At 46.7% G+C, this 22,005-nt stretch carries 19 protein-coding genes, 1 tRNA gene and 2 pseudogenes; 12 read left to right on the forward strand and 10 right to left on the reverse strand.

Annotation, left to right across the window (positions count from 1 at the left end):
- Nucleotides 1-196: 196 nt before the first annotated feature.
- A pseudogene (locus CX650_RS20410) lies at nt 197-919 on the reverse strand (IS630 family transposase); the annotation flags it as partial.
- 223 nt (nt 920-1,142) lie between these two features.
- Here CX650_RS20410 and CX650_RS10875 point away from each other — a divergent pair.
- Nucleotides 1,143-1,219 (forward strand) — tRNA-Trp (locus CX650_RS10875).
- A 93-nt stretch (nt 1,220-1,312) separates the two neighbouring features.
- Here the strand turns inward: CX650_RS10875 and CX650_RS10880 are convergent.
- Together CX650_RS10880 and CX650_RS10885 are read right to left on the reverse strand one after the other, a co-directional pair.
- A complete protein-coding gene (locus CX650_RS10880) occupies nt 1,313-2,329 on the reverse strand; it encodes a tyrosine-type recombinase/integrase (RefSeq protein WP_101095827.1) in 1,017 nt (338 codons plus the stop codon).
- The gene (locus CX650_RS10885) at nt 2,322-2,549 is read right to left on the reverse strand and encodes a DUF4224 domain-containing protein (RefSeq protein WP_039036185.1); all 228 of its coding nucleotides are present in this window, start codon (nt 2,547-2,549) and stop codon (nt 2,322-2,324) included. The genes CX650_RS10880 and CX650_RS10885 overlap by 8 nt, the downstream gene beginning before the upstream one ends.
- 296 nt (nt 2,550-2,845) lie before the next feature.
- Here CX650_RS10885 and CX650_RS20150 point away from each other — a divergent pair, with 296 nt between their 5' ends.
- The gene (locus tag CX650_RS20150) at nt 2,846-2,986 is read left to right on the forward strand and encodes a hypothetical protein (protein WP_167388639.1); all 141 of its coding nucleotides are present in this window, start codon (nt 2,846-2,848) and stop codon (nt 2,984-2,986) included.
- Between the two features lie 45 nt (nt 2,987-3,031).
- Here CX650_RS20150 and CX650_RS10890 read toward each other — a convergent pair whose 3' ends face one another.
- The 4 genes from CX650_RS10890 to CX650_RS10905 form a co-directional block, all read right to left on the reverse strand.
- Entirely contained in the window at nt 3,032-5,038 is a 2,007-nt protein-coding gene (locus CX650_RS10890; protein ID WP_101095828.1) for a helicase C-terminal domain-containing protein, read from the reverse strand.
- 151 nt (nt 5,039-5,189) lie between these two features.
- Nucleotides 5,190-7,301 (reverse strand): hypothetical protein, encoded by a 2,112-nt coding sequence (locus CX650_RS10895; RefSeq protein ID WP_101095829.1) that lies wholly within the window; start codon nt 7,299-7,301, stop codon nt 5,190-5,192.
- Entirely contained in the window at nt 7,298-7,669 is a 372-nt protein-coding gene (locus CX650_RS10900) for a hypothetical protein (RefSeq protein WP_101095830.1), read from the reverse strand. Before CX650_RS10900 ends, CX650_RS10895 begins: the two co-directional genes overlap by 4 nt.
- A 51-nt stretch (nt 7,670-7,720) precedes the next feature.
- Nucleotides 7,721-8,308, reverse strand: coding sequence for a hypothetical protein (locus tag CX650_RS10905; protein WP_101095831.1), 588 nt, complete (start codon nt 8,306-8,308; stop codon nt 7,721-7,723).
- Between the two features lie 411 nt (nt 8,309-8,719).
- Here CX650_RS10905 and CX650_RS10910 point away from each other — a divergent pair, with 411 nt between their 5' ends.
- From CX650_RS10910 to CX650_RS10925, 5 genes are all read left to right on the forward strand, one after another.
- Nucleotides 8,720-9,286 carry a hypothetical protein gene (locus tag CX650_RS10910; protein WP_101095832.1) on the forward strand — a complete coding sequence of 189 codons (567 nt, stop codon included), beginning with the start codon at nt 8,720-8,722 and terminating at the stop codon, nt 9,284-9,286.
- Nucleotides 9,287-9,297: 11 nt separating this feature from the next.
- On the forward strand, nt 9,298-9,423 hold the full coding sequence (locus CX650_RS20550; RefSeq protein ID WP_268248605.1) for a hypothetical protein: 126 nt from the start codon (nt 9,298-9,300) through the stop codon (nt 9,421-9,423).
- A gap of 242 nt (nt 9,424-9,665) precedes the next feature.
- Nucleotides 9,666-9,899, forward strand: a complete 234-nt coding sequence (locus tag CX650_RS10915) for a hypothetical protein (RefSeq protein ID WP_167388640.1) — start codon at nt 9,666-9,668, stop codon at nt 9,897-9,899.
- Nucleotides 9,896-10,729 (forward strand): hypothetical protein, encoded by an 834-nt coding sequence (locus CX650_RS10920; protein ID WP_101095834.1) that lies wholly within the window; start codon nt 9,896-9,898, stop codon nt 10,727-10,729. The genes CX650_RS10915 and CX650_RS10920 overlap by 4 nt, the downstream gene beginning before the upstream one ends.
- Nucleotides 10,729-11,442, forward strand: coding sequence for a replication protein P (locus CX650_RS10925; protein ID WP_189484325.1), 714 nt, complete (start codon nt 10,729-10,731; stop codon nt 11,440-11,442). Before CX650_RS10920 ends, CX650_RS10925 begins: the two co-directional genes overlap by 1 nt.
- A gap of 144 nt (nt 11,443-11,586) precedes the next feature.
- Here CX650_RS10925 and CX650_RS10930 read toward each other — a convergent pair whose 3' ends face one another.
- The 3 genes and pseudogenes from CX650_RS10930 to CX650_RS20415 form a co-directional block, all read right to left on the reverse strand.
- On the reverse strand, nt 11,587-12,186 hold the full coding sequence (locus tag CX650_RS10930; RefSeq protein WP_147289694.1) for a hypothetical protein: 600 nt from the start codon (nt 12,184-12,186) through the stop codon (nt 11,587-11,589).
- Between the two features lie 80 nt (nt 12,187-12,266).
- Complete coding sequence (locus CX650_RS10935) at nt 12,267-12,800, reverse strand: zinc-ribbon domain-containing protein (RefSeq protein ID WP_101095837.1); 534 nt, start codon at nt 12,798-12,800, stop codon at nt 12,267-12,269.
- A gap of 352 nt (nt 12,801-13,152) precedes the next feature.
- Nucleotides 13,153-13,440: pseudogene (locus CX650_RS20415) on the reverse strand (transposase); the annotation flags it as partial.
- 609 nt (nt 13,441-14,049) lie between these two features.
- Here CX650_RS20415 and CX650_RS10945 point away from each other — a divergent pair.
- The 5 genes from CX650_RS10945 to CX650_RS10970 all read left to right on the forward strand — a co-directional run bounded on the left by CX650_RS10945 (nt 14,050) and on the right by CX650_RS10970 (nt 21,976).
- On the forward strand, nt 14,050-14,526 hold the full coding sequence (locus CX650_RS10945; protein ID WP_101095838.1) for a hypothetical protein: 477 nt from the start codon (nt 14,050-14,052) through the stop codon (nt 14,524-14,526).
- A 403-nt stretch (nt 14,527-14,929) separates the two neighbouring features.
- Nucleotides 14,930-15,286, forward strand: coding sequence for a hypothetical protein (locus CX650_RS10955; RefSeq protein ID WP_101095840.1), 357 nt, complete (start codon nt 14,930-14,932; stop codon nt 15,284-15,286).
- Nucleotides 15,273-17,249, forward strand: coding sequence for a type IV secretion system DNA-binding domain-containing protein (locus CX650_RS10960; RefSeq protein ID WP_101095841.1), 1,977 nt, complete (start codon nt 15,273-15,275; stop codon nt 17,247-17,249). Before CX650_RS10955 ends, CX650_RS10960 begins: the two co-directional genes overlap by 14 nt.
- Nucleotides 17,246-20,353, forward strand: coding sequence for a MobF family relaxase (mobF, locus tag CX650_RS10965; protein WP_101095842.1), 3,108 nt, complete (start codon nt 17,246-17,248; stop codon nt 20,351-20,353). Before CX650_RS10960 ends, mobF begins: the two co-directional genes overlap by 4 nt.
- A complete protein-coding gene (locus CX650_RS10970) occupies nt 20,354-21,976 on the forward strand; it encodes a hypothetical protein (protein ID WP_101095843.1) in 1,623 nt (540 codons plus the stop codon). It abuts the gene before it with no gap.
- Nucleotides 21,977-22,005: the final 29 nt, after the last annotated feature.

The raw sequence follows: 22,005 nt of genomic DNA on the forward strand, positions 1-22,005 counted from the left end.
ACAAAAAAGCCCTAGCTGAATGCTAGGGCTTTTTTGTTTGTCTCGCTTCCAGCGAGCACGACTTAACATGCAGCCCAAAGCTGCTGGCGCAGTGTTTACCCCTTAGCTTGCAGCCAAGCTGCTTCGCGCTCCAGCCATCTATCAAGCTGTGCTTGATGAGCAGATGTCTTTCGCCCCCATGTGATACCATTCCGCATTAAAGTTCAGTCACTTTCGCCCAGTCTCTGGTGCACATCTTTATCACTCGCTTTGTACTGCTGACGAAGTCGTTCCAAGCCTGTTCCAAGCCTGACAGCAAGCATCCACAATGTCCTCATATCCTTTGAAACAGCGATTAGCGAGATGACGTTGGCGTAGCCAACTCCACACCTGTTCGATGGGGTTTAGCTCCGGGGAATAGGACGGCAATTTGAATATCGACAAGTTGGGGATATCAACTGCAATGTCATTGGTATGCCACCCTGCACCATCCATTACCACCACAGCATGTCATCCTGGTTTAGTTCGGTTGGCGAGCAGTTCCAGGTGCTGGCGCATGATGTCCTTATTAACAAACGGCGTGATGATGGCTTCAGTTTCTCCTGTTGCGGGACAGACTGCGCCGAAGAGGTGCGCGTATTCAAACTGCTGCTGTTTTAGCGCTCTGGGTCTACTGCCTTTCGGTGCCCAGAGTCGTGTTGTTGTATTTTGCTGACCAAATCTGGCTTCGTCCTGAAACCAAATATCAATCTGGGGTGGTCGTATATGGATAGGTGTGTGAAGGTTAGTTTCCATCAGGAAGTTTTTTAAAAGCCGTTTGAGCTTCATCAGACTGCTTGGGGTGTTTTGAACGGCTGGTTATCCGACTGAAATCAAGTGCATTAAGTAATAAGTATACATTGACCATCACACTGTAAGTAGCTTGCAGGATAATGCTGAGTTTTATATGGGTGCTTCTTTGGGGGAAGCATGCAAAGTCTTTGGCTTGGTGAACCTAGATAATTTGTTGTTTACAGCAACCTTACCTTACTGACGTTGTCCCCAGAAACTCCGGGATACCTACAATGCCATAGCTTTGCCTGAAAAAGCTGCAATCAGCGGGGTTTGTACCAAAAAGTCCTTTACCTTTAGGAAGGCTTTTTGCATAATGCCCCTCGTTCCACAGGGGTGTAGTTCCAATTGGTAGAACAGCGGTCTCCAAAACCGACGGTTGCGGGTTCGAGTCCTGCCACCCCTGCCATATTCCAGACGGCCTGCATAGCAATATGCGGGCCGTTTTCCTTTGTGTTAGAAAAGTTGTTAGAAATATCTAAGCTGCATTTTGAATAATGATTCACTTCTTAACACTGCCAATTGTTGGCACCACTTCTGTTCTTCTGTCGTAGACATTCACCTGTCCAACGGTCTTGTGTCCGCTAAATTGCTGTTTGTCGTGAATGTTTCCATCAAAGTCTGATATACCTTTTGCCTTGATATCGTGGAACGTGAATGTGCGTTCAATGTCAGGATGAGTAACGGCGAGCTTATCCATTGCACGGCGCCAACTGCTGCGCAAACCATCAGAGGTTAATTTGCCACCACCAGTTTTGTTGATCACAAAGATGCTGGCTACACCTTCGTGCAATGATTTTGCTTCATTCATGAGTTTTTTCAGGCGCGGCGACCATGCTTTGATCTGCTTCTTGCCCGTTTTACCTTGCTGAATAAAGATCCCTTCATCCAGTATCTGTGACCACTTCAGTGAGAGAACATCAGCTTGACGTGCAGCACATAGATAACTGATTTCGCAAGCTAGCCTTAGACGAAGTTCGCAGCATTCAAGGAGTGCTTTGAATTCATGATCTGTGATGTAACGATCTCGTGACTTGTTTCTGAACTTCTTAACGCCTTTAGCTGGGTTGTGTTTGCAATGTCCACGTTCATAACCCCATCCGAATACCACGCTACAAGCTGATAGTTCATGGTTGGCTTGTGTACGGCTTGTATTGCCTCGTATATCCATGTAACGACGAATATGATGGGGTTTAATTGTATCAGGCTCCATCTCCCCAAATACCTTATTGAACATCGCAAGCTCACGTTCGCGGTCGCGTTGAGTGCGAGGTGCTAATTCTTTGAATGTTGCAGATGCCTGGTACTCGTCAGCCATGCGTTTGAATGTGTATTTGGTCAGTGATTTCTCAATAGCTGCCTCATATGCCGTCCAAACCTCTGCGCGTGTTGAAGATGCCGAGCATAAAGTAATTGTGCGCTTGCCGTTCTTCATAATGTAGCTTGTAGGCTTACCGCGAACCTTATGCAGGTATACGCCTTTTGGCATCCATGCATCTTCTGGTTTGCGTTTAGCCATTGCTTATTGCCTCAAAATTAGGAAGATTGTCATTTGCTACCACTCGATGTGTAAATGGGTAGTTTACCGCCGTCCACGTTACTACAGGCTTACCGTCACTACGTAAGTGATAATGTATTCCTTGTAACTTTAGCTGCTTGATTTGGGCGCTTGCTTTCGTATAGCCGGTTAGCTCTATTAATTGTTGCTCCGTTAGCATTTCGTTTAAAATGGTCGCCATATTAGTTATCCATAATGCTTGAGCAAAGAATTATTAATCCTTTGGCTCCAATATATTTGCGACTATTTTCTCATTCATTTTTTCAAGTGATGAACTCTCAAACTGCCCAATACGGACACATTGAGCGTTATTTAGCTCAGTGCTTATCCCGCTTACTGTAAAGGTACAGACTACCTATAGTGACTATTGTAAAGAAGGCAAATAATCCCAAGACTCCCCAGATCAACGGCGTCATCCGTCATTCCTCTCGTTATTCAATACAGTTTATAATAGTTCGAACTTAGAAGGAGGGCATCATGGCAAGATCGTTAGATGAAATCATCGAGCAAGAAAAACTAGAGGTGGTTTTGCTAGCCAATGAAAAGGCTGCGCAAATTCTGAAGGATATTGATGAGAAGGCTGAGGAGTCAGCCGTTGACGATAAATCAGACGGCTGACGATGGAGTAGGCACAAAAAACTTTCACATGTGAAAGTTGAGCTGTCAGATCGACCTTACTCTTGGATAGGACTCAATCTCACGCATGAAAGGCCCAAGAAATCCTTTGTATTCTGGCATCCTCAGCCTGCCATCCAAAACCAGTATGCGACGGTTTTTAGGCTGGTTCTCCAAGCGGATCAGGCGTCCAAGGCCTTGTTTGAAGCGGATAACCGTTTCCATGACGTCCATTGCCCCTTGCTTGCGGGAGCGAGCCAGACGTGCGTGGTAAGACAATGAACGGTTCAGGCCGAAAGGTAGCTTCGGAATGATGAGCGTGGCGATCACATTATCTTTCTCTGCGATTTCCTCATCGCTCAGCCCAATATGCTTGCCGTTGATGTCAAGGCCGGTCCATGCGCCGCCCAATGCAAGCCATAACGGCTTCTCACCAGCTTTCAGAGCATTCAGATAGGCAACCTTCTGCGCTTCGGTTGTAATGTCCCTATTCGCTTTGACAAGCGGATTTTTTAGTTCACCCAACCTTTCTGAGATGCCTTTTACATCGGCAAACGACGTCATCAGGACCAGCGTTCCCCCTTCACCTTGGCCGTGAGCTATCACGATTTGCTCAGCAATGTTGTCCAGCCAGGCGCTGTGCATTTTCTCTCGGCTCTCAGGCGTATCATTGCTTTGCTTTCGACCTACCGGCACAAAACGCTGGGCCTTGTCGAGCTCCATTGGAGGCAGGCAAATTTCATGGACGTTATTTTTCAGCCACGGCGGAGTGATAGGCGTATAGGTTTTGAGCCGACGTTCGGGGATAAACAAGTTGTTTGCGAAGTAACTGCATGTGAACCCCCCCAACTTGGGAAGATACAGTGTATCACTGATGCAAGTGGCCGCTGACACCTGTTGCCACATTCCCTCCATACAAGCTTGAGTGAGGTTACTGTCGCCAAAAATTTTGGACACTGTTTCCTCAAGGAGGTGCGCTTCATCGATAAAAAGGAATTGGTATATAGGCAACACATCTTCATCATTTTTATACACATCTTGGGCTAGCTCGTCAGTCAAGTCACGCTCGCTCTGTGCGATCCTGATGCGTCGAGTTTTAGCATCTATGGCAAGCATTGCGTGGGTACAGAGCACGATTTCAGGGTAAACATCTTCTCGCACGAACTGACTTTTATAGGCCAGATACCCTGGGTCTTCGCTCGATGCGTCCACCCCCAGCACGACCTCAGACGTAGCAGCATTGGGGAAAAGGCTGACCAGCTCATCAAGCAAATATGCGGGAGCGGCGTCGATTTCACGCTCTTGAAGCAGGCCAGTTTGCATCCATCGTTCGACAGCATGGAGGACTTCTTGAGGGATCTCGTCATCGGCCAGATACCGGCGCAGTTTGTCCACACTCACGAAGCTGTTTCTTCCCAACACAACCCTAAGCGGAACCATCTTCACACCAGCCGCCACCAGTCGCTCATAGGTCTTAGCCATCTGCTGGATGTTGCTTATGGTGTTTGTTGCGATAACAGAGCGCTGCCCTTTTGCAGCGGCGATCTGATTAGCACTGGCAAGGATGGTCAGCGTCTTACCTATCCCTGTTCCACCTTCGACCATGCCGATGCCCCCTTTGGCGAGGGTGTCATTTATCGCATCCGCCAAGATGAGCTGCTCCTTTCTTGGCCTCATCGCAAGGGGATTCAGATAGACGTCCATCATGTGCTCACTTTCTTCCGAGGTAAGCTGGTGATTGACGTAGAGCTCCTTTTCGATCCCAGCGCTCAAAATATAAAAAAGCAGTAGCCCCTCAGGCTGTTTGTGCTCTCGCATCAGCGTTCTTATTTTGGCGCTGACTTGTTGGGGGAACGTCAGGTTGTAGTGGAATGCGACACTCCCCTCATCGCTCTGGGCATCCATCTTCGGCCTGATCCCCTGTTCTATCGCATCGACGATGATTTTCTTCGCAACATCTGCGACTTTCTTTTGATCATCTTTGCCAAGGATGTCTTCTGTGTTGTCGGGCAATAGCGCTTGGGCGAGCTGCTGTGGAATCTTAACTTTTGCCATGTAATTCATCCTTCCATTTATATATTTAATAGAGATGGCTCAGTTTACTGTCATTATGTCTACATCATCGCCTCTGTACTTGCCCTTTTAGGGCGCAAAAAGTGGTTTTTGATATAGGGTATTGTGAAGCAGCAAGCGGATATGGAAACTTTCACATGTGAAAGTTTTTAGCCGGTTTTAACTCAGGTTCTTCCACAACCTTGACCTTGCGTCCAGCCGGTGCATAAAACAGATACCATCCCCCAAATTCAGTGGTTTGTTCCTCCAGAAAATCTCCCGTTTCTGTGTCAACAAGAGCAACTCTAATTCCGTCTCGATCAAGCTGGCCTTCAATTTCCCTAACTTCAGACAAAGGCAGGCGAAGATGATTTATCCCTCCACGAACTAGCCGACCTGACTGAATGGAATTGTATCGAGGCGACAATCCAAAATCTCCAGATACTTCTATATCGTACCGACGGTACGGAGTCAGAGAATCAATAATGGCTGGAGTTTTCACTTGGCGACCATCCAAACTAGCAACAACCCCCTTAACTTCCGGTTCATCTTCTTGGCAAATACCATCAGCATTAAGATCCCGACATGTGGACAACACAAGCGTGGCTTGACTTCTCTGGGGAGTTCGCTGGAATCCGGTGCGGCCAAAGCTACCACCAATTGATAAAGTAATGTTATTACCAGCACTAGGCGAATGATTGAACGAAGCAGACAGGGTTGCAAACCTCCAACTCCAAAGATCAGCACGCAAGCTTTGTTGCTGACCTTCCCACCCATGACCAAAATTGCTTGCCGTGTAGCGGTAGGTGATCCGCCCCAAACTGAATCGTTTTGATACCTCTCCACTGAAGCGTTCTATATCTCCAATACCATCAAGATCTTTATTTTCACGCTCATAAGACGCCAAAACCTGCCAACCCGCTTCCATGCTAGCAAGCATCCGCCCTCCAAAGATGTTGGATCTGACACCATTGGCTAAACGATTCGAATAGTATGGAGATAAAGATATTGATGTATTCAGTGTCTCAATGCGCGTGCTGTGATACGTGCGTAGCGTCGTTTCCTGAGTTTCATAGCCGTCGTGCGTGCGGGAAGAGTACTGAATAGTTGGTTGAAACAGAGAGCGTGATGAAACACTAACAGAGCGTAATTGATAGTTGTCTAAATCACTTAGTTGTCCAAAGATCGAAAGATCGTCATCCTGCCAAGAACCGCTCAGAGCGTATCCACTATTGCCATACCAAGCAGGCTCAAATGAAAAGTTATCACTTGAATATAAAGCGGAAAAATACTGTCTTTCCTGCTCATCCTGACCAGCGAAAAGTGACAATTCATTAGTCACGCCGTAGGCTAAGTGTCCAATTAGTTTGCTTTCATCCGTGGTTGGAGACTTGCCTAGAGCCAATTGATAGTTGAGCCCTCCTACGGGTGCAAGTCGTCCAGAAATGGCTCTTTCTACTGTTTTGGTGTCCGTTGTGCCATCGGGCAATACAGCGTCAAATTTATATTGATTATTGCTGTAATCCAGTTCGATTTTGTAAGAGAACGGCTCGCTATCCAGAACCAGAGATTGTAAATAGGTTCCGTCACGGTAAACATCTACCCTTGTTCCAACAGGCCAATAAAGCTCAATTTGGTCATTAGAAAATGATCCAGTGGCAAGGCTACTTTCATTCGTGAGTGAGAAACCATCCAGCCCGTAACGCTGAACACGACCGGCTTCAATGCCTTTGACGTTGCTGTTCTCCTCGTCGTGCCACTGGCTGGAGAAATATGACTCTTGCCCTCCTAGTCCAGCTCTAATATCTACATCGAGGTTTCCGACTCGGCCTGTTCCCGTGATGCTACCCGAAATATCACCTTTGCTTTGATAGGTGAGAAAGTAGTCAAAGGATTTTACATCCAGACTGGATACGTCTGGCTCAATTGTAACATCTGGGGTGACCTTTCTGGCTTTGGCTACGCTGTTACGAGGGTAAAAGTAGATGGTTTGTTCTGACCAAACAATTTTGACATGACCAAGATTGTTTAACCTTTCCAAGGGAAGTTGCTCTTTTGTGTTTACACCAGCAGCATGCCATAGTCCTGGTTCAGCAATGGCACTATCTACTTCACGAGAAACAAGGTATTCCCCCTTGTTTTGTCCGTTCACGACAAACTTCATCAGGTAGTCATCCGCACGAGTTGGTGAAGCTGTGAGTGTGAAAGCTGCGGCCAACAAGACTGTGGGCACAAAAACTTTCACATGTGAAAGTTTTTTCTTCATCGAGAAACCTCCCTCACCGGGAGTCTCAGCGTGATTCTTGAGTGAACGCCTTGTTTTTCTTCGCTTTGTACGGCATATGAGAATGCCATCTTTGCTTTTTGAGATAAGACTTTCCCATCTCTCTCTCGTGCTTTTACTACTTGCCGCTCTCCTGGCAGCAGTTGGAAGCGTCGGGGAAATACTTGTACCCCATCTGGTGGGGTGATTTTCACTATTATTGGCGAATTTAGGGTATTTGATACTGGGATTTCAGTCGTTGACTTACGACTGATCTCTACGTCATGGGCTTTAAGTTGAAATGCAGTCGCAGGTGCTGATAGAAGAACTGCTAGCGTCGCCATCATGATTGAATTAATAAGGGGCTTCATAGGGACCTCCAAAGGACTAGGGACTGACTTGGTCAGTCCCTAAACGAGTGATTACTGGTAGTCGATTTGAAGATCGACGGTTCCAGAAAAGATCCCTTCCTCCCACGTGCTGAGCTGCATGTATCCGGTGCTTGCCGTGGCTGGCTGACGATACGACCAGGCTATGTAGAGCTCACCAGAAGCTGATGTGGTTGCTGCCACTGGCGCTGCATTAACTCCCACGCCTGTACTCGTTTTTGAGATCGCATCTGAGCAGTCAACAGTTGAAGTAGTTAGGTTAATTTTCGGTGTTCCCGAAAAGCTTAAAGCTGCTCCACCTGGAGCTGTGGGATTTGACAGGTTAGTGATGGTAATCCCGACCGATTTATCCATATCTCCTGTCACTTTTAAGCAGCCGGGCTGTACTGTGTCCTCCGGATTTTGCGCCAAATAAGTCGCCCAACTTTTTAAAGAGAACCCGCCAGTTGGAGCGGCTCCCGGCTTGCGTTCCAAAGTCATTGTGTACGGCTGAACTTCGGCCACAGACAAAGCTGGCGGGGTTGCCGAGATTTGAGAAGTTCCCGTGCCTGTACCAGCAAAAGCAGCGGCGGACGATAGGGAAATAACTACTGACAGGGCGGTGTATTTAAAAACTTGCATTTGTTGTATCTCCAGTTGAATAGAAAATGCGTTTTCGCATGGAGAATTTTGCGGGTGGGCGGCAGATATTTAGGCACGCCAAACTGCCCTTTTTGGACAAAATGGAAAAAAGATTAGGGTTACGAAAATTACGGTATTATCGTAATTATGATAATTACAGTAATTAAGATTTGTTCTGACGAAACAAACTTAACTGAGTGAAATAACTGAATAATTTTGGGTTTGGAGTTGTTGACAACTCCCTTCTTCTTGCTATTATTTAGATAGGTAGCTGGCCTTTAAACAGCATATTATTTTAGCTGAGTTCAACTCAGCCCATTCAAATAGCCTATTCACAATTTGTGATTAGGACACCAAGTAAGGCATGGGGTCTCACTTGTTCATTGTTTTAAACTTTGAACAGGGGGCTTTATGCGTTCCAATGTATTCAAACTACTACCGTTCCTGCCAGGTAACCATCACCTTAATCGATGGGCGTTTGGCTATTTTCTTGTGAAAAAAGGGTTTTCTACTTCCATTATTATGGAAGAGACCTCCTTTACTCATAAGCAAATTAGAAAAATAAGGGAAGATTTAGCCATTAAGGAACATCGCCGAGCGGTTTACGGACAGGATATTCTGTCAAAGGAGGATTGGATAAAATATTCGGCAGCAATTCATGTTTACTGTGAGCTGAGTGAAAAAATGCCTCATGTAGAAGCTGTTGTAAAAGCATCTGAGTGGTTAAGAAGTGAAAAAGACTTTGATATATCTGGCTTTTACAAAGCATGTAAAGAAATAAAAAGTGGTGAGGCTTTTTTTGTTGAATGTGTACATTGTCAGAGTGAAGTTTTTAGTGGGCCTGGATTGAGAGATAAAGTTGTCAGTAAATGCTGTCCTACTTGTGGAAAGAGTAATTGGGAGCATCCCAAAGCAGATCACCGTCCTGGACATATTGTTACCCGCCCTAAATCTGGTGACCAACAACCGTTGTTTTGAGGAGATTTGTTATGTACACACAAATTACAAAAATTGAAATGGTAATTGCTGGCTTAGTAATCGCAAGTCTGCTTGGAGTGGACATTACTAAAATTTTTGGCAAGATTGTGTCAGCAATCATTGTATCCAGCTTTTAATCGCTTGTGGTAGCTGGCCGCTATATAAAAACAGCATACTAATTGATTTGGTAAGCGGAAAACTTTTACATGTAAAAGTTCCACCGCGAGTTCTAGTCCAGAGCGACCTTGTAGGTTCAAGTCTGCTTACTTGGTTAAAGCGTCTCGCCATCAACCTCCATCAAGCTGGCACGGGTGGAGCTGAGCGCTGAAATTTAAGCCGCGAGCGCAGTGCCTCAACTTTTTATTCGTTGAGGTTTGTTATGAACGTACAAATTCACCCTTCTTATTTCCGCAAGATTGTTTCGTCGGAACCATTTTCATTGATGCTCGATGTGGCGGCTGCAAGCGGCTATTCTTCTCATCGTGCTTATGTATGCCTGGCCATTGCACATTTCACCAAACTGCATCCAACCGCTATAAATCCAGTAGTAGAAGCTGAAATTAATCGTCGTTTTGTTATGAGCCCCGTCTGCGTCGCTGGAGGAGATAAATGAGCAGTTCTCTTAACTCAGTTGATCTCGCAAGAGCAATTGACGGCCCACGCATCGCGATACCACGTGCATCAATTCAAGCGCTTGGGCTGGAAGCCGCTGCATTTTTACAACAGGCGTCGTTTCTAAGCAGTCTCAAGGCAGAAGCCGGTGGATGGTTCGATCTACCCGCTGAAGGGGAGCCAGATCCAGAGGCTACCAATATTTTTTCAGAGCTCGGAAGCTGGCAAGCCTGCCTCGGAATTCAGAGAGATGCACTGAGGAAAATTCGCCGCAAGCTGTGTGATATGCACCTTCTGGAAGAAAAACGTTCAGGTGTGCCAGCGAGACTTCACTACCGTGTAAATCATGATGCGTACTTACGATTTCTTGCTGATTGCGGACAAAAAATCCAGTCTGCGAAAAATCGCAACCTGGATAGCGATTATTCGCAAACTAGTTTGCACGGTTGTCGCACACAAGAATGCGAGGTTTCAGCAAACTATTCCAAAAAGATCCCAGAGAGCTACAAAGATATTAATAATACCCACGCTCAGACGCGTTTTGATTTTGTTGATGCTCTTGTATCTCGGGGAGTAGATCCGGTCCACGCCCGAGAGTGGCAAGCAATCCGCAAGAAAAAACGCGCGACTCTCACAAAGGACGCTGTGCTGCTGGTAGAGCGGGAGGCGGCGAAAGTTGGCATCTGCCTAGGCGACGCGATTGAAACGTGTGTTCTGAGGGGGTGGGCTGGCCTTAAGGCAGATTGGCTGACTCCCAGTAACCGAAGCCCTCAAAATCGTTCGCTTATTGAAGACCTGAACGATACAAGCTGGGCGCAAGGAGGTTGGTAATGGCAGCAAGAAACATCGCGGAGATCATTTCCTTGGATAGTCATGCCCAAACCGTGAAGTTTGGGCAAAATGAGGAGACTGTTAAACGTCCTCGCAAAGAACATCAGCCACATCCTGACCGCCTCCAGGAGGCGGCAGGCATCATCAACAAACTATTTGCTGAGCTACAAGCTTGTTTTCCGGCCTGGCGACAGACGTTCACATACAAATCGGACATCGATGCAGCCAAGCGATCCTGGGCTCGCGGATTGGTTGAAGCGAAAATCACTACTGAAACGCAGTTAAAATGTGGATTGGCAAAGGCTCGGCGCTCAGAGTCCCCCTTCTGGCCCAGCATAGGTCAGTTCATCGCTTGGTGCCACCCAGACCCTGCTGACTATGGATTGCCAGACACAAGGAAAGCATACCTGGAGGCCTGCCGTAACGCGCATCGCCTCGCAGAGATGACAAATGATGAGTGGAGCCACCCTGCGGTGTACATTGCTTTAAAAAATACAGGGACGTTTGACATCCGAAATCGCAAAGAAACAGAAACTTGGCCGATTTTTGAGCGGAACTATGAAATTGCTGTCCGGCGCGTCCTTGCTGGTGAAGATCTTAATGTAGAGATCCCCAAGGCACTGCCGCCACGGCCTGCACCACGGCCAGTAGAATCAGAAGTAGCCAAGCAGAACATCGAACGGTTGAAAAGGATGCTGAAGGGCGGTAAGTAGCCGCCTTTAAATGCCAATTGGACATAAATGAGTTAGAACCCCAACTCTAATTTTTGAGTTTCGGATTAAAATTTCTCTGGCGATAACGCCAGCAACAGGGATTGGCAAACGCGTAGCGTTTGACAATCCCATTGCTTGCTTTTGTTAGCCCCTTGTCGCAGAAACTTTGGCCATAAACTCTTTTATTGACAGAATTGCTGTGCCTTGGCCGCCCGGTATACGCTCAATAGAAAACTCTGAGTCTTCATAGCCCTTGCCTGTTTGTATGCGGAGGCGGCAGTCCTTTGCTGAAACCATGCGCTCTAGAAGAGTGTACGGAATGACAACGGTATTTTGGCTGGATGTGTAAATGTTTTTTGACACAGAGTTGTAGCCGCTGCTGTCAAGGTTTGTTGGGCTTCCCGTGGAGTGTGAAGATATTTCTCCGTCGATGTTAATGTCTATGCCAGTAAGGCTTAGGTATGCCGTGCTGCTACTGGTGATGCTGGAGTCATATGCAAGAATTAAGGCAACATACTCCGGTGATTTGCTAGACCAACGTGCCCCAAGCTTAATGCTGTTTCCCCAAGAGCCTTTTGTATAAAGAAATGTTGGGGAAACAGAAATAATTGTCGCGTTATCAAAAGTTGATTTTTCTTGCGACACAACTCCAAGGCCAGCAGCTTTAGACATAGTGTCAGCCATGCTAGTACAGCCGGTCATTCCGAGCGCAATAACCGTTCCTATTAAAATATTTTTGATCATGTGATTCTCCATTTTGGGCTAACGCCTTGCTCACCGGAAAAACGAAGCGCAGCGTAGGTTTGTCCGGTGCAGCAAATTGTTCATTTGGTGCAGAACTTGTTCCACACTGATGCGAAATCATCGACTTCATTTTGCAAGAAGGTCATATCTGGTGAACCGCCCGAAACGAAATGCTGAAACCCAACAAAGCCGCCAAATGAGTTTTTAGAATTAACTTGGCCGCAGGTCATTGGAACATTGTCTGCACCACGAAAGAAATATACGTCCTTGAATTCTGCCGATTTTGGATCTTTGAGCCTGGCAAGTACAGCATCCTTTCCTTTTTCAATCCAAGCGTACTCTTTGTACTTTTCATCTTGAGCTGCTTTCTTCTCAGCATCTCTCTTCGCTTCTTCTGCTTTTTCGACTTCTCGCTTCTCTGCTCTCGCAGCCTTTTGCTCAGGAGTCATATTCGACTCCTGCTGATATGCGCCATAAACAGTAATGACGATAAAGGCTAATACAGCCCATGTAAGGAAAGACGTTTTCTTCGGTGGCTTAGCTCCACACTTAGGACATGACTTCGCCTTTGTGCTTACCTGCTCTCCACATTCTTTACATTTTACGAGTGCCACTCGATTTCTCCTTTTTGAACATAACGTCTTAGTATTGATGCCCTGTGCTGTTTGCTGGGCATCAATCGATTGTTGGACTTGGCCGCTGCCACATCCGTACTATTTGGTATTAATCATGCTATAGGAATTTGCTTTTTTACGGTAGGGGGTTCTTTAACCGATTGAGGACTAATTGCTTGAATTATTTTGTGCTTTAACCTCCTCTGCAACGGTTTTGGCCGTGTTTAGTGTTGCCGATGGCGCGTGTTGGCCCGTAAGTTCAAGTGTCAAACATGACTCTTCCCCTGCATCGGCATCACGCCATCCGCTCTCATCCCTCACACGTTAACTACCGCTTACGTTATCCTCTAGTTCAAGGCAACCCTGCGGCGCGAGGCGACGCAAACTGAGCTGTATTTATCAGTAACTCAGCAGGCTTTATTATCCCCTGGAATTGCAGATGACCGTGCTGACATGTTGGGCAGAGCCACGTATAGAGCTCCTTCACCGCTGGACTCGCGATGGCTGGCTGAGATTGATGCAAGTGTGGCTTGATGAGCGCGAGTTTTTTACGACGGCACGCGTTGGCCAGAAAGCCAAAATGCCGCACTCGCATAAATCCTTTCGGTAAAACATGCAGTAAATAGCGGCGAATAAATTCATCGCCACTGAAATCGTAGACACTTACTAGCATTACGAAAATTAGGTCTAAAATCCAGTACCAAGCAGAACTGGTTCAGTCATGCGAAACAAGTTTGGGGCAAAAGCGTGTTTGCGATAAGATGTTTACCATCATTTCTCCCTGGTGAACTGGCAGAGGAAAAGTGATGAACTGAATGGTGTACTACCTTACATTGAATCTCGTTACCTATGATCTGAAGATTAAATCTATCTACCCTTAGGCTTGTGTGCATTCCTTAAGCCCAACCTATTGTTTTTTGACCCCTAAAAACACACCTGCATTCGTTGTTTATCTCAAAAACCACTGAAATACCACCAATAGGTGGCTTTTCGATGACACTGAGGGGATGAGACGGCCTAAACCCTACTGAATACCACCAAAACACCATCAATAGGTCGCTTTTCGATTACGACCAAGGAAAGTTGTGGCTGCGCTACATCAGAAAGCCATCAACAGGTGGTTTTTGGATGATACCTGCCTATTTTTACCCAGTTTCTGATTTGTCCAAATTGGGCAGTTTGGCGTGCCAATAATGACTCCCCTCTAAGTAAAAATAATCCTGATTTTAATCAATCAGGAGATAAAGCAATGAAATTGATCACTTTAACTACTGCGCTCGTCGCTGTCGGTATGCTGGCTGGTTGTACAACCCAAAGCATTAGCTATGTTGGAAATTCAAGCACGGTTGAACAATACACCACTACTCGCCATCAGCTAACCGTTGCTCATGAAAACGGAAATAACTTATGTTTTCTGTCTCACTTTACAACTAATTGGGATGAATATAAGAAAGATCTTGGTGAGCTTCGGAAGACCATTTACGAGCATCAGTGTGACCATATAGAGCTTTATGGTTGGGAGTTTAATCCTGGAGTTGAATTTTATTGGGATAATCGAGGTAAGAAACCCGTTTGCTCAGTAGCATTAAAAGCTAAAAATAAAGGTAAAGATAACCCGGAGCTAATAGCTGAGAGAGCTGCTGTCAGTCGGTCTTATGAATCAATGGCGGAGCTCAATTTACCAAACTGTGATTCCATTGATATCCGATGGCAGGAGGCTAAGTGATGCCTAATCAGTTTAGCCTTAACAATCCTTATACTTGCCAGCATTGCTGTGGTAGCAGCTATCTAAAAATACTAGAGATTGCTGCTGAATCTAGTACCGCCGTTGATGCAATCAATACCATAGCTTCTCAGTTGGCATTTTTGGCAGCAGAGCGACGCGAATATTCTACCAGAAAACTAGCGGAACTATTTTCTTCAATCACCCCGAGCTTAGCGCTCGGGGACCCCATCTCACAGCAAGAAAAAACCGTGCTTTGCCCGGATTTTTCTCCACACCCCACTCACCGCGAGTGGTCTGTCTCATCCGGCGCAGTAGCGCCTTCTGAGGGGACTCCCTGTACCTCTGTACACACAGAGTTGCAAGGGAGTTGCACACAAGAGAATCAGGGATAAGGGGGACTACAATGGGAGTTTCTAAGGCGTATCGCGTACAAATATATCCACCTAGACAAGTACATATTTTGTTGAAGGAATTAGCTAAAGAATCGGGGCAAACGGTTAGTAAAACGGCGGTGTCTTTGATCGAACAGGCGTTAAATAATGACTCAACATTAAGCGAAATCAGAAATGTACAAGTGGATCAGAAAGAGATTTATCAGCAGCTAATTAACCTGTTGTCGATCAACGTGGCAACCACAGATTTTCTGCTCAAAAAGACCTGCTCTGAGGATGAAATGGCTGAGGCTAAACAGGTCATTTCAGCGCGCACAAATGCACTGCGTTCTCACTTTATTGGAGGGGACGATAATGGCAACGATTAGAAAAGGTCGAGTCGGTGACTTTGTTCGTGGTGCGGACACATGGCTTCATAGCCAGCAGATGTTGTTATTCAGCGGGATTTGGATCTTTCTGCCTGGTGTTTTGTTGGCGATTGTCGGTGGCCTGTTATACATCGGGATAGACGCCGATAAATGTGTCTTGCAAAACGCTAGTACATATCTTTGGGCACAATTGAAGGCACTAGTACAACCATTTTCAAGCGTGACTATAGGAACCTGTGTTGCCCTAGATGGGCGCGACTCTCTGCCATCCTCTGTGGTGATAAATGAACCACTATTCCAGGAAGCTGCTGTTAAGCTTATCAAATCCTTTGGATGGGCTTTCAGTTCGCTCTTTGTATTGTACTTGCCTATTGGTGTTTATCTTGTTGTTAAGGCCGTTAAAAGAGGTAAGGAAATCAAAGAAGACAAATATATTCGAGGGGCGAAACTTGTTTCAGCCGAAAAAGTGAAAGGAGAAATCGTAGAAAAGCATGGTGTTTCTGATTTAACCCTCGGCGATTTCCCTTTACCCACAGGATTTTCAAAAAAGCATACCTTGATTAGTGGCACCACCGGGGCCGGTAAATCTACTGCACTAACTCATTTGCTTAAAGCTATTCGCGCTCGTGGAGACCGAGCCGTGGTATATGACAAGAAAGGCGAGTTCGTAGAGATGTTCTACCGGGACGGAGTTGATCACATACTCAATCCGGCAGATAGCCGCTCACACCAATGGACTCCATGGGAAGAAATGGCATCACCATTTGATGCGGACTGGATATCTGAGACACTTTTACCTAGTTCTAATAGTAATAGCGGTTCTGAGAAATTCTTTACATCCGCTGCCAGAGCAGTTGTTTCTGCCGCACTTCAGAATTTATATCTAGACGGACCGAAGTCATTGCTTTCACTTCTTCGGGCGACAGCGTGGAATGATCTTGAGTTACTCAAAGAACTGGTTGCAGGTACTCCAGCAGCGACATATTTCAATGAAGATAACGAGAGAACTCTCGAAAGTATCCGTTCAACCATCGTAGATGGTGTTCGTCCACTTCGCCTGTTGAAAGAAGAGAATAAAAAGGGATTCTTTTCTATAAGAGATTGGATAGCAGAAGGCGATGAACCTAATGCCGATGATAGTTGGTTATTCTTACCAGTACGTGAATCTGAAATAGAAATACAGAAACCTCTCATCTCAACGTGGATACAAGCTGCGGCCAAAGGGTTGATGGCGCGTGGGGTTAATAACGAGCGGACTCTTTGGATTGTTGTCGATGAGCTACCAAGCCTCAAAAAAATTCCTGCTCTTTCAATGTTGATGGCCGAAGGGCGGGGCTTCGGTGCGGCTGTTGTTTTGGGTATTCAGGAAATAAACCAGCTAGAGGAAGAGTTTGGAAAAAATACCTCTAAAACCATACTTGGCCTGTGCTCCACACAGTTTCATTTTCGTTTGAATAATGCCGACACTGCTGAGTGGGTCTCCAAAGTACTTGGTGAAGCTGAGCGTGAGGAAGTTGATGAAGACTTAAACTACTCCGCCGATGACATTCGAGACGGTGTTCGGGTCAGTTCTAAACGCCAAAACCGAAAAATTGTTCTTCCCAGTGAAATCATGGACCTGCCTGATTTGTCTTGTTTTGCCAAAATTTGGGGCGTGGAGAGTAAAGCCCGTATTGATATTCCATTCTTGAGACTTCCAAAGATCGCTGACGGTTTTAATCAAGGTGATGAGAATGAGACTGTTGGTATGCGCCTGCTCAATGCCGCAAGAGCAATGAAAATGGAAGCTGATACTGACTTTGTTCCGAAAGAACTTTCTAACGTGCGGGCTACTGATGAGCCTAAAGAGCAAGTGCCAAGCCCAAGTGACATTGAGCAGGAAGTACATTCAGTATTGGGAACTGTCGGAATGGATGATGATTTGGTATTTGGTCTGCTTGGGAAAGGAGGCAAAAAATCATGATGTCACCCAAAGCAATAAAAAGTGCCTCGCAGGCAGGTCATTACTTTGAAAAAGACGATTATTATGTCGATGGCCTATCTCCGTCTGAGTGGGTTGGTTCGGGAGCAGAAGCGCTGGGTTTATCAGGAGACGTGCAGCGAGAAACTTTCAAATCTCTTTTGGAAGGCCAGCTTCCCGATGGGCAGAGAGTTGGAACTATCAGAGATGGTGAGTGGAAGCATCAACCAGGAACGGATGTGACCTTCTCAGCGCCCAAGAGTGTTTCTATCCTGGCTGAAATTGCTGGTGATCAAAGGTTACTGAGCGCCCACGATAAGGCCGTGCACGCCGCTCTGCGCTATATAGAACAGGAATATATTGTTACTAGGAACCGTAACCGAACCGAGAATAGAGTCAAGTACGAAAAAACCGGCTCGATGGTGGCCGCCACCTTCAAGCACACAACCAGTCGCGCCCTCGACCCACAACTCCATACTCATTGCGTCCTGATGAACATAACACAGCGCGGTGATGGGCAGTGGCGTTCCACTGAGAACAAGCCCCTCTTTGTTGATCAGAAGCACTTAGGCCTCGTTTATCGGCAATATCTCGCTGAAGAGGTGCGCTCTTTGGGGTATAGCCTGGATCATGCAAAAGATGGAACTTGGGAAATTACAGGCCTTGATAAAGATGTTGTCCATGAATTCTCGAAGCGTTCAGAGGCTATTGGGGATGCCTTGGAAGCCCGTGGAAAAACCAGAGACACGGCTACAGCCGCCGAGAAAGAGGCTGCTACTCTAGACACTCGGGATAGAAAGGTTCAGGCAGAACGGGGTGAACTTCTTGAACGCTGGCATGCTGAAATCAGCTCTGAGAAGCTGACCGAGTTGAAAGAAGTAATAGCTCTGTCACGGAAAAACATTCCAAGCCTAGAGCAGCAATCCGAGGCAATTTTGGCGCGGGTTGAATTAGCTAACGAAGCCGTCATGTGGGCGACTGAACACCTTGGGGAGCGTGACACATCTTGGACGCACCACGATTTAGTTAAAGTGGCTAGCCGTTATGCCGGATCGCGAGTGCTACTTTCTGATGTAAAGAATGCGATTGATGCTGCAATCGGCGGTGGTCAGCTAATAGAGAAGTCGGTTAGAACCTTTGATAAGGTCAGCAAGCAAGAGATTGATGTGCGGGGATATACGTCGAAAGCGGCCATCGAAATCGAGGATGAGGTACTCAAGGAGGAATACCTTGGCCGCGACCGCGTTCAGGCATTTTGCAGCCGGGAGCAGGCGACTGTAGCCATTTCTAATGCCGAGGAGAAGGCGAATGAACTTGGATATGAGTGGAATGCTGACCAAAGGAAAGCCACGGAGGGCATTCTGCTTACCGAGAACCGGATCGTCGGAGCGCAAGGGTTCGCTGGTACGGCTAAAACTACCTCCGTCTTACGAACCGTAGCTGATACAGCGAGGGAGATGGGGTATGACGTGAGGGGGCTCACACCTACGAACTCTGCTGGTCAGAGTCTGATAGAGGGTGCTGGAATTCAGTCTGGAACGATTCAATCTTTTCTAGCACAAAACCGCAACGAGTGGGTTCAAGAACGGAAAACTCGTGCCCAGATCGACAAAATTAATAAGCGGTTAGAGCAAATCGAAAAAGCCCTCGCCAATCCGTATGTGGATGAAAAAAATGGGGTTCGTATTCCCGAAAATTCACCGCTCTATCAAAAACGGCTCGACGAACTCCGTTACGAACGAACAGAGTTGCAGGGAGAGTGGGAGGAGCTTACCAAGGGCCTGCAAAAAAATCCGCAGCTATGGGTGGTCGATGAGGCCAGTATGGTGGGAACTAAGCTGATGCGTGACCTGCTACAGCGGGCTGGTCAAGTGGGCGCTCGCGTCATTCTGACGGGTGATGTCCGGCAGCTCGCCTCAGTTGAGGCTGGCGCAGCGTTTCGGCAGCTACAGAACCATGGGATGGAAACCTACCATCTGGAAGAAATCGTTCGGCAGACGAACCGAGGTACTCGGGATGCGGTGTATCTCTCCCTTATGAAGAATGCCTCTCACGCTCTCAGTCGATTAGAGGAGAGCGGTAGCACGATAAAGGAAATGGTCTCTCGTAAAAAAAGCGGAAAGATCGACCATGACAAAAGCGGTGAAGCCCGCAGACAAGAGCTTGTGACGGACTACATGGCTCTTGCGCCGCAGGAACGAGCCAAAAGTATTATCCTCGAACCAAGTCGAGAGGGCCGTCGTCGCACCAATGAATTAGTTCGTGATGCCCTTAAAAAAGAAGGTGCTCTGGGCGAAGAGCTCCGAACTAACCAGCTATCACCAGTCGATGCAACCGAAGCTGAACGGCGTGTGGTGACATCGTATCAAAATGGGCAAATCGTCCGGTTTGCGCGTAGCTTCAAGCGTGAGGGCATCAAGCAGGGCCTGTATTATCAGGTTGTTGGTCGAGATAACCACGATATCTTGCTTAAGAAGTTCGGGGCCAATGAGCAGGCTGAGCTGATTCGCTTCTCCCCTGAACGCTATGCGGCCAAGAACATCCAGATGTTCAACCTAACTGAAAGTGGTTTGGCCGTTGGTGAGAAGATCGTGTGGCGTGATAATGATAAGCCAACTGGACGATTGAACAATGACACGGCCACAGTTGAGAAGATAGAAGGCACGAACGTAACCTTCAGACTTTCAAATGGTAAAACTGGTGAGTTTGACATGTCCAAACTGGCTAATTCCCATTGGGATCACGGTTACGCCATGACGGTTCATGCTGCCCAAGGTAAGACAGCCCAGAACGTGTTTGTGCACGCCGAAACCAACCGGGAAGCTTTATTGAACACGGAACAGTTCTACGTGCAGATATCAAGAGCAAAGGACCGCGTGTATCTATACACCGATTCAAAGGAAGGGTTTGTCCGAGCTGTGGAGCAGCGTTCAGGTCAAAAACAGACGGCTAAGGAAAGCCGTTACCAGTCTCTGGAACCGCTGGATCACTTGATTGATAAGCTATGGCAACAACCAGAGTCAGGACGCTCGTCAACGCAGACAACTGGTAAATCTCAGGCTAAAGGTATATCAAGAGGCGACAGTGAACGCAGTCTAACAAGATAATTGCAGTCCATTGTCCAAAAAGGGCAGTTTGGCGTACTAGCTAGACTGCCCTTTTATTTAAAAATGGAATGGATACAGAACTTAAAGGGAGATCTAAAAGTGAAAGTTCTTTTTACGTCAATCGTTGTAATGACTGCACTGGCAGGTTGCTCCGCGACCATGCCTAACATCGCCGACACGACTAAGACAGATACGTCGGTCCAAAAAATTGAAAAAATAGATCCGGACATACAAGCGGCACTAGCCGACATGAAACTCGTTGGATTCAGACAGGAAGACTTCGGCAGTGAGGAGGCATTCAACTCGGCAGCTAAGATGGTGGCAAATTTAGGTGCCGAGTGGCAAACCTTTAACTCTTGGACCGAGGCGTTGCTAGAGCCTGGTTATCAATCAGCAGCCCTGGAGCGCATTCGTACAACCAATGATGAGCGACGCCAAAAAGAAAGGAAGGTGAATTTTTCAAAAATAGATCGCTATTCCGATGAAGCAGATAAGGCCATGAAGTACGGATTCCATGATTGCTTCAATGATTCTGGTCAAATGTTCTCAGTAGACGATTTTATCGACCATTATGCGCTTACCAACGTTGCCTCTTTCAAAAGCACGGTTGAACTTTATGAGCGTTGTCTAATCAACGGAGGTAGTGAGTGTACGGAGAACGGTCAGGAACTGAGCTTGGATAAATTCTTGGTGAACCACAATACAGCCGCTCCACAAGCGCGTAAGGATCTAGCCTTTAATGAATATTACGAATACTGTGCAGTGCGGACTCCAGTTTCATCTGTTCAATACACTATCTCGTCTCATGATAATGATGTGATGGGCAGCCTTATTGCGGCAGCGGCGTCGCGAGTTGGTTGGGATAGTGCGCTTAAAATGTCTCGAGATGTGTTAAACATGCAATCCAGATCTGGAGCAATGAATATGATTGCTGCCAACTTCTATAATTATCAACGAACTGGATACTTTGATGCGTTTGATATCAAACCGTACGCCATAGGCCGCTCCAGCGTCATATCCGTAATGCACGTGGGTGGTATGTGTGCAGCGTTTGGTACAGATAATAGCAGCCAGGATAGTGACATCGAAATTGATGAGCTCGCTATCGCGCTGGGAGCTAAACCTCGCCAAGCGGATGGAGGTTACCATTGTTTGAAATGGACAGACGGTAACTGGAAACGTGTTGCTGATTACATTGCTGGCGAAAGCGAGGGTCTTCGTGGGTTTATGTCGGTGTACTCTCCTGCATTCAACAACTATCAGGTGCCTTATTGGAGCTATCCCGGTCCGTACCAGCACGACTCAACTATTCAGACTCAACTCCAGAAAAAAGGAAGTGGTATTGCAAGTTACAAAGAAAAAGTCATGGAGCGGGAAACCTGCTCTACATATGCGGCAGGTCATTCAGGACTCGCAACTTGGTCTTATCCTGCCTGTGATTACCTAGAAAAGGCAAGCGAGTCAATGAAGGCCAAAGAAAAAATGATGCAAGCGGCAGGTCGGTTTGATGCCTACATATGTAGCAGGTCTGAGGCTGTGAATGGTTATGGAAAACCGGATCTGTCACGTTGTCCCACAGTCTTTTCTCGCGAACAGATAGAAGCTGGCGAACACAAACGCTAGATCATCGAATTCAACTTCTCCACTCATTC

This window comes from Shewanella indica (assembly GCF_002836975.1).
Lineage (GTDB): Bacteria > Pseudomonadota > Gammaproteobacteria > Enterobacterales > Shewanellaceae > Shewanella > Shewanella indica.